Annotated in this window: 6 protein-coding genes; all 6 read left to right on the top strand. The window is 64.5% G+C overall.

Going from position 1 to position 7,382, the window contains the following annotated elements:
* Positions 1-221 precede the first annotated feature (221 nt).
* On the top strand, positions 222-1,694 hold the full coding sequence (locus tag KA184_22170) for a hypothetical protein (GenBank protein MBP8132296.1): 1,473 nt from the start codon (positions 222-224) through the stop codon (positions 1,692-1,694).
* Between the two features lie 138 nt (positions 1,695-1,832).
* Positions 1,833-3,032: a 3-deoxy-D-manno-octulosonic acid transferase gene (locus KA184_22165; protein ID MBP8132295.1), complete on the top strand. Its 1,200-nt coding sequence runs from the start codon at positions 1,833-1,835 to the stop codon at positions 3,030-3,032.
* A gap of 13 nt (positions 3,033-3,045) precedes the next feature.
* Positions 3,046-4,068: a sugar ABC transporter permease gene (locus tag KA184_22160; protein ID MBP8132294.1), complete on the top strand. Its 1,023-nt coding sequence runs from the start codon at positions 3,046-3,048 to the stop codon at positions 4,066-4,068.
* Positions 4,065-4,892 carry a carbohydrate ABC transporter permease gene (locus tag KA184_22155; GenBank protein MBP8132293.1) on the top strand — a complete coding sequence of 276 codons (828 nt, stop codon included), beginning with the start codon at positions 4,065-4,067 and terminating at the stop codon, positions 4,890-4,892. The genes KA184_22160 and KA184_22155 overlap by 4 nt, the downstream gene beginning before the upstream one ends.
* A 7-nt stretch (positions 4,893-4,899) precedes the next feature.
* Positions 4,900-6,192, top strand: coding sequence for an ABC transporter substrate-binding protein (locus KA184_22150; GenBank protein MBP8132292.1), 1,293 nt, complete (start codon positions 4,900-4,902; stop codon positions 6,190-6,192).
* A gap of 30 nt (positions 6,193-6,222) precedes the next feature.
* On the top strand, positions 6,223-7,382 hold a 1,160-nt coding region (locus KA184_22145; GenBank protein MBP8132291.1), incomplete at its 3' end, for a hypothetical protein.

The raw sequence follows: 7,382 nt of genomic DNA, 5'->3' as shown, positions 1-7,382 counted from the left end.
GGTACGGGGGCGGCGGTGAGGGCGGTGGCGGATGGAGCGGCGGCTGTGAGAGCGGTTTCGGCGGTGGCGGTGACGGCGGTGGCGGCTAGGGCGGCGGCGGTGCCGGCGGTGACGGCGGCGGCGGCTGCGGCGGCGGCGGCGACGGCGGCGGCGGTTGTGGCGGCGGTTATGGCGGTGGCGGCTATGGCGGTGGCGGCTACGGTGGTGGCGGCTACGGTGGCATGGGCGGCTACGGTGGTGGCGGCTACGGCGGCGGCATGGGCGGCTATGGCGGCGGCATGGGCGGCTATGGCGGCGGCATGGGCGGCTATGGCGGCGGCATGGGCGGCTATGGCGGCGGCGGCCGTTCCGACGTGACTCAATTGAGCAATATCTCTGATTTGTTCAGCACGATCAATGACCTGCAGGTGGGCGAGCCGCAGGCCAACCCCGGAATCGTCGGTTTGACGGACTCCGGCACGGGCGCCACCTCGACTACGGGTGCGCCGGGTGGCGCCTATGGTTCCACGACCGGCGCTACGCTCGGTTCGACGACATCGTCCGCCACGACGTTTGACAACGAATCTCCGGTCATTGCGCTGTTGAGCAGGTTGGTGGATGAGGTGTACGAGCCGTTCACGAATCAACGGCTCTCGGAGATGATCTATAACCCCGCGACAAACATGCTGATTGTCAAGAACACGCCGACGAATCTGGACAAGCTCGAACGCTACATTGCCGAGATCGACGTGACGCCCCGTCAGGTCAGCATCGAGGCGAAGTTCCTGACCGTGCGCGTTTCTGATTTGGACAAGGTCGGATTCACCTGGGACCTGAGCCTGAGCGACCAAAACGCGCGCGCCCAGAAGGTGCCGGGGCTCGAAGAGCAGGGCGCCACGTACGATTACGACATCAACGGCGACGGCGTGGACGAGTCAATACCCTTCTACAGCAGGCCGGACGGTTCGAATGTGATCAGCAACACCATCACGGAAGGACTCCTGTCGGGGGTGGTAAACCCCGCGCCGTCTCAATCGACGTTCAACTTCGTCGGGTCGATTCTGGACAACGAAGACGGCGACAATCTCAGCGTCACCTTTGACTTCCTGGACCGGCTCGAGGAAAGCGAACTGCTGAGCGCGCCGCGCGTTACCACGATGAACCTCAAGCCGGCCGTCATTGCCGACTTCACGACCGAGTATTTCGTCTATTCCGTGAATTCGCAGGTATACACGACGGATGCCGGGTTCGGCGGCACGCCGACTACCGCGTTCACTCAGAATGTCGTGCCGCAGCCGTACAACTTCGGCATATCCCTTTCGGTGACGCCGCAGATTGGCGACAATGACCAGGTCCGTCTGTGGTTGAATCCGGAAGTGCGGACGCGTACGGGCGAAAAGTCCTTTACCACGACGAACATCATCGGCGAAAATGAATTCGACAACCAGATTGTGTTGCCGACTACTTCGATGCAGGCCGTGTGGACGAACGTGATCGTGCATGACGGCGATACGCTGGTCCTTGGCGGTCTGGTGAGCGATCAAAGCGCCCGGGGCGAGGACAGATTGCCCTATCTGGCCGATATCCCGCTGTTGGGGTACTTCTTCCGTGGCAAGGGCAAGACCGTTCAACAGCAGAGCCTGTTGATCTTCGTGACGCCGGACATTATCGATCCGACAGGCGCCAAGTTCTTCGAGGCGCCGCCGGCTTCGTAATTCACGCGATAATGACAAAATGGAACTGACGGGCGGCCTGAACCGGGGCCGCCCGTTTTCATCCACTTCCCGATGACCTACCTTCTATATAACACTGCGTTGCGCTGTCTGGCGCCCGGTCTTTCTGTCTGGCTGCGTATGAGCCGCCACCGCGAGCTGGCCGCGCGCTTTGCGCCGCTCGTCCCCGCATTCGACGCGCCGCCGCTGTGGGTGCACGCGTGCAGCGTGGGCGAGGTCAATACGGCCCGGCCGCTCATCCAGGCGCTGCGCGAACGTTTCCCCGACGCGCCCGTTCTGCTGACCGTCTCGACCGGCGCGGGCCGCGCGCTCGCGCAGAAGACCTGCGCCAACTGCGCAATTACGTGGTTTCCCTTCGACGCGCCGCGCACGGTGCGCCGGTTTATCGCGGCGGCGCGGCCCCGCGCGCTTGTCCTGATCGAAACGGAACTTTGGCCTAATGTCGTGCGCGAATCGCGCCGCGCGGGAGTGCCCGTGATTATCGTGAATGGGCGGATCAGTGATAAGCACTTCACGCGATACCAGCGTTTTGGCCGGTTCTTCCGCGAGGTGCTCGCGCAACTGTCCGCCGCGGGCATGCAGGATGAGGAATACGCGCGCCGCATCATCGCGCTGGGCGCCCGGCCTCAGTGCGTCACCGTTACGGGCAGCGCGAAATTCGACGGTGCGGCAACCGAAATCGAGCCGCGCGTGCGCGCGCGCGTGCGCCGCGAAAACGCGTTTCAACAGGGCGATCTAATCCTCGTTTTCGGCAGTACGCGCCCCGGTGACGAGGCGCTCGCCGCCACATGCTGGCGCGCGCTCAAGGATGAGTTTCCAAACCTGCGCATCGTGGTTGCGCCCCGGCACTTGGACAGGCTTGACGATGCGTTGGACCCGTTTGCCGGACAGCCCATACTGCGCAGGTCAGCGGTGCGCGATGGCGCGCGGCCCGCAGGCGAACGGGTTTTCTTTCTTGATACCGTCGGCGAACTGGTTCAGTTCTACGCGATTGCCGACGTGGCGGTCGTGGGCGGCAGCTTCTATCCCGGTGTCGAGGGGCACAATCCGATCGAGCCCGCCGCGCTGGGTGTTCCAACGGTGTTCGGCCCGTACATGGGCAATTTCGCCGAACCGGCGCGTATCCTCACAACGGACAATGCAGCGCGCCGCGTGTACCAGCCTGAGGACCTTTGCGGCGCATTGCGGAGTCTCTTGAGCGACGCCACGGCGCGGCGCACGCTCGGCACGCGCGGCAGGCGCGCCGTAATTGAGAACCAAGGGGCCATTGCGCGAAACGTCGCGCTGATCGCTGACGTGCTCGACGCGGCAAGCGGATAAGGAGAACGGGCCCATGCGAGGCCTGGCGGCGATTGTGGCGCTTCTGGCGCGTCTTCCGGATGGGCTGCTCGCCCGCTGGGACGACGCACTGGACCGCGTGCGCGCGCGGTTTCGCAGCGACCTGCCGCTCGCGGCGCTGTTGTTGTCGCCCGCCCTCGCGATCCTGGTGATATTCGGTCTGGCGCCGCTCGTGGGAGCGCTATACATGAGCCTGTTCGACTATGCGCGCCTGACCGCGACATTCGTGGGCCTGGAAAAATATGCGCAGGTCCTTCGCGACCCGGATTTCTGGGGCAGTGTCCGCGTGACTGTCTACTATGTAGCCGGAACGGTGCCCGCGACGATGCTGTTCAGTTTCTGCGTGGCCTATGCGCTCTACCGCATCGCGTGGGGCCGTGGCCTTTTCCGCACGCTCTATTTCTTGCCTTATGTGACTTCCGCCGTTGCGGCCGCCATGGTCTGGCGCGCGCTGCTGCATCATCCGGAAGGCGCCGCAAACCTAGTCATGGCGCGGCTCGGCCTGCCCGCGCAGCAGTGGCTCATCGAAGGCGACGGCATGCTTTACCTGATCAGCGGCGGGTGGGTCGCGCCGGATATCGGGCCGAGTCTCGCGTTGTGCTGCGTGATGCTCTTCGACATCTGGCATGGCAGCGGCTTCATGATCGTCGTGTTCCTCGCGGGGCTCACGGCGATTCCGCGCGAACTCGAAGAAGCGGCGCGCATCGACGGGGCCGGGCCGTTTCAGGTGGTCCGCAAGGTCACGTTGCCGCTCTTGTCCCCGACGGTCTTCTTCCTCGGCATCGTCGGCACGATCCGCGCGTTTCAGGCGTTCAACAGTTTCTATGCGCTGACCCAGCGCCCGGACGGGGCCCTGTTCCGCCCCACAACGAACATGATTCTTCTCATCTACGAAAAGCTGTACCGGGAACATGATTTCGGCTCCGGGGCGGCCGTGGCGACGCTGTTCACCGCGGGGGTTTTGTTGTTGACCATCATTCAGTGGCGCATGATTGGGCGGAAGGTGCACTACTCATGAAGGGTCTGCGCATCGCAAGACGCGCGCTGCTGTACGCGGTGCTGGCCGCGGGCGGCGTGCTCATGGCGTGGCCGTTCTTCTGGATGCTGGGCACCGCCTTCAAGGACCTGGCCGATGCGATGCGCCCGGCTGTCTGGCCCTGGCCGCGGCAATGGCGCTGGGGGAACCTGTACGCCATCTTTGAAACGACGCCGTTTGGGCGCTATTTTCTGAATTCGTTTTTCGTGGCGGGCATGGTGACGCTCGGCGTCGCGTTCACCTCGCTGACTGCGGGGTACGCATTCGCCCGGCTTCGTTTCCGTGGCCGTGACGCGCTGTTCACCCTGGTGCTGGCCACGATGATGGTGCCCTTCGAACTGACGCTGATCCCCAATTACGTGCTGATCTCGAGGCTCGGCTGGTACAACACCTACGCGGCGCTGATCGTTCCCTGGTGCGCGAATGCGTTCTCCATTTTCCTCATGCGCCAGGCGTTCCTCGGTTTGCCCGACGACTTTTTCGATGCGGCCAAGGTGGACGGATGCGGCCATCTGCGGTTTCTCGCCAGGATTGCGGCGCCCCTGGCGAAGCCAGCCCTGGCCACAGTCGCGCTATTCGCGTTTCTGGGCAGCTACAACGCCCTGCTTTGGCCGCTCATTGTCACGGCGGAGGAATCGATGCGCGTGGTGCAGGTGGGTCTGACCTACTTCCAGGGCGATGAGGGCGTCCAGATGCACTTGCTCATGTGCGCGACCGCCGTTGTCATCTTTCCGACCGTGGCGTTATACTTCGCCGCGCAGCGGTATTTCGTTGACGCGGCCCTCGGCGCGGGTATCAAAGGATAAAGACGGCATGCGCGGTAGCGCCCTCGTTCCAGTTTGTCTGGCTGGTCTGATTGCAGCGGCGGGATGTGGCGGCAGGGACGGCGAACAAGCATACCGCGCCATTAATCCCGGCGCGGCCGTGTTCTGGGACCGGCAGACTGCCGAGACAGCCACTCTCCTCCAGGACATCGTCACGGCGTTCAATGCACAGTATGATGGCGTTCCCATCAAGGTCGAACGCGCGGGGGGCTATGAAGATATTCACCGTAAGGTGCTCGCGAGCCTGAGCGCGGGCACGGTTCCGGCGCTCGCCGTCGGGTATCCGAACACGACCATCGAGTACGTGCGCGCGGACGCGGCCGTCGCGCTCGATAGCCTCATTCACGACTCCGAACTGGGCTTCAGGCCGGAAGAACTCGAAGACTTCTACCCCGCGGTTCTTGAGATGAACCGTTACCCGACGTTCGGCGGCAAGATGTACTCGTTTCCTTTTGCGAAGAGCGTGCTGATGCTCTATTTCAATCGCGTCGTGCTGCGTGCCGCCGGTATCGATCATCCGCCCGCCACCTGGGACGAATTCGTCGAGCAGTGCCGCCGCGTCAAGCAACAATCCGGCAAGTTCGCCTATGCGATCAACGTGGATTGCAGCACGCTTGACGGCATGATTTTCAGCATGGGCGGCGAGGTATACGATGGTACGCAAACCCTGTACGACGGCCCCGCGGCGCTGCGCGCGTTCCACCTCTATCAGACGCTCGCGCGCGAGGGGCTCGCGTACCGGATTGCGGGCGGCTACGACGACGACATCGCGCTTACGCAGGGCGAGGTTGCGTTCACGATGCGTTCAAGCGCGGCCAGCAGCGGCATTGCCGAGGTGATGAAGGACCGGATGGACGAGTGGGGCATGGCGCGCATCCCCCAGGATGACCCGGCCAACCCCAAGACGGTCCTGTACGGCCCGAATTTTGTCTTGTTCCAGACGACGCCCGAGCAACAGCGCGCCGGATGGGCGTTCATCAAATATCTCACCAGCGTCGAGAACAGCGCGCGCTGGACCCTGGGCACGGGCTATTTGCCGGTGCGCAAGTCCGCCGCGGCGCACCCTGACGTGCAGCGGCTCTGGGAAGAACGGCCCTACCGCAAAGTCACCTTCGATTGCCTGTCGTTCGCGCGCACGGAGCCGAACGTCCCCGGCTGGCAGGAGGTGCGCGACCTCGTCGAGCGTGCGCTCACGGACATCATCGCGGGCCGCGTGGAAGCGGAACAGGCCGCGCCGGCGTTGAAGCGCGACGCGGATGCAGTCCTGAGCAAGTGGCAATAGGCCCAGCCCGCGAAGGGCGGGGAGGATATCATGCGTAATTGTTGTGTAGCCCTTCTGTCCTTGTCGCTGACGGCGCTTGCAGCCTTCGGGGAAGGCGCGCCCACGGCGGAAAACGGCTTGCGCGCCGCCACGTTCGATATCGATGCCACGCCGCCCGTGGGCAGCCAGCTTGCCTATGACCCCATGGTCAATTCCTGGGATCTCGGCCTGCGCGCGCGGGGCATCGTGTTGCTCGACGCTGACGCGCCAATCGTGCTCTGCGCCATAGACTGGATCGGCATCGGCAATGAAGCCCACGACGCGTTTCGCGATGCGTTGGCGGAAGCTGCCGGCACGACGCGCGAACGTGTCGCCGTGCACACGCTGCATCAGCACGACGCACCGGGCTGCGATTTTTCCGCGGAACGCATCTTGGCGGAGCACGGGATCGACCTGTGGCGCTATGAGGGCGACTTCGCGCGCGAGACCGTCGCGCGACTGCGGGAGGCCGTGCGCGACGCGGTCGAAAAGGCGCAACCGGTGACGCATATTGGCCTCGGCGCGGCGCCGGTCTACGAGGTGGCGTCGAACCGCAGGATTCCCGGTCCGGACGGCAAGGTGCGCGCGACGCGCTATACTGCCTGCGCCGACGCGGCATTGCGCGCCGAGCCCGAAGGCACGATTGACCCGGTGGTTTCGCTGGTGAGCCTGTGGAATGAGGACCGGCCTCTCGCTGTCTTGAGCTATTACGCCGTGCATCCGCAAAGCTACTATCGAACAGGCGTGGCCAACCCTGATTTCCCGGGCGTGGCGCGGTTCCTGCGGCAGCTCGCCGTTCCGGCCGCGCTGCACATTCACTTCAACGGCGCGGGAGGCAACGTGGGCGCGGGTAAATACAACGACGGTTCTCCCGAGAACCGGCGCATTCTTGCCGAACGGCTGGCCGATGGCATGCGCCGCGCCTGGGAAGCCACGGCGCGCGAATCGATAACCGCGCAGGGCGTCGCGTGGCGTGTCGCTCCGGTTGCCCTGCCCGTGGCGGCGCATCTGTCTGAGGAATCCCTCGAAGCGGCATTGCTGCGGAGGGACGCGCCCGAGAAGTTCCAGGGCGACGCGGCGAAATTGGCGTGGCTGCGCCGCTGCAAGGCCGGGCACAAGATCGATATCGCGTGCCTGGCGTTGGGCCGGGCACGGATTCTGCATTGTCCCGG

This window comes from Candidatus Hydrogenedentota bacterium (assembly GCA_018005585.1).
In the GTDB taxonomy this organism is placed as follows: domain Bacteria; phylum Hydrogenedentota; class Hydrogenedentia; order Hydrogenedentales; family JAGMZX01; genus JAGMZX01.
The sequence above is the reverse complement of the archived record's forward strand: the minus strand, read 5'-3'. Positions and strand labels throughout refer to the sequence as shown.

Excerpts from the sequence above, each read along its gene's own strand:
- KA184_22170 (MBP8132296.1), top strand. The coding sequence starts at position 222 with ATGGGCGGCTACGGTGGTGGCGGCTACGGCGGCGGCATGGGCGGCTAT.
- KA184_22165 (MBP8132295.1), top strand. The coding sequence starts at position 1,833 with ATGAGCCGCCACCGCGAGCTGGCCGCGCGCTTTGCGCCGCTCGTCCCC.
- KA184_22160 (MBP8132294.1), top strand. The coding sequence starts at position 3,046 with ATGCGAGGCCTGGCGGCGATTGTGGCGCTTCTGGCGCGTCTTCCGGAT.
- KA184_22155 (MBP8132293.1), top strand. The coding sequence starts at position 4,065 with ATGAAGGGTCTGCGCATCGCAAGACGCGCGCTGCTGTACGCGGTGCTG.
- KA184_22150 (MBP8132292.1), top strand. The coding sequence starts at position 4,900 with ATGCGCGGTAGCGCCCTCGTTCCAGTTTGTCTGGCTGGTCTGATTGCA.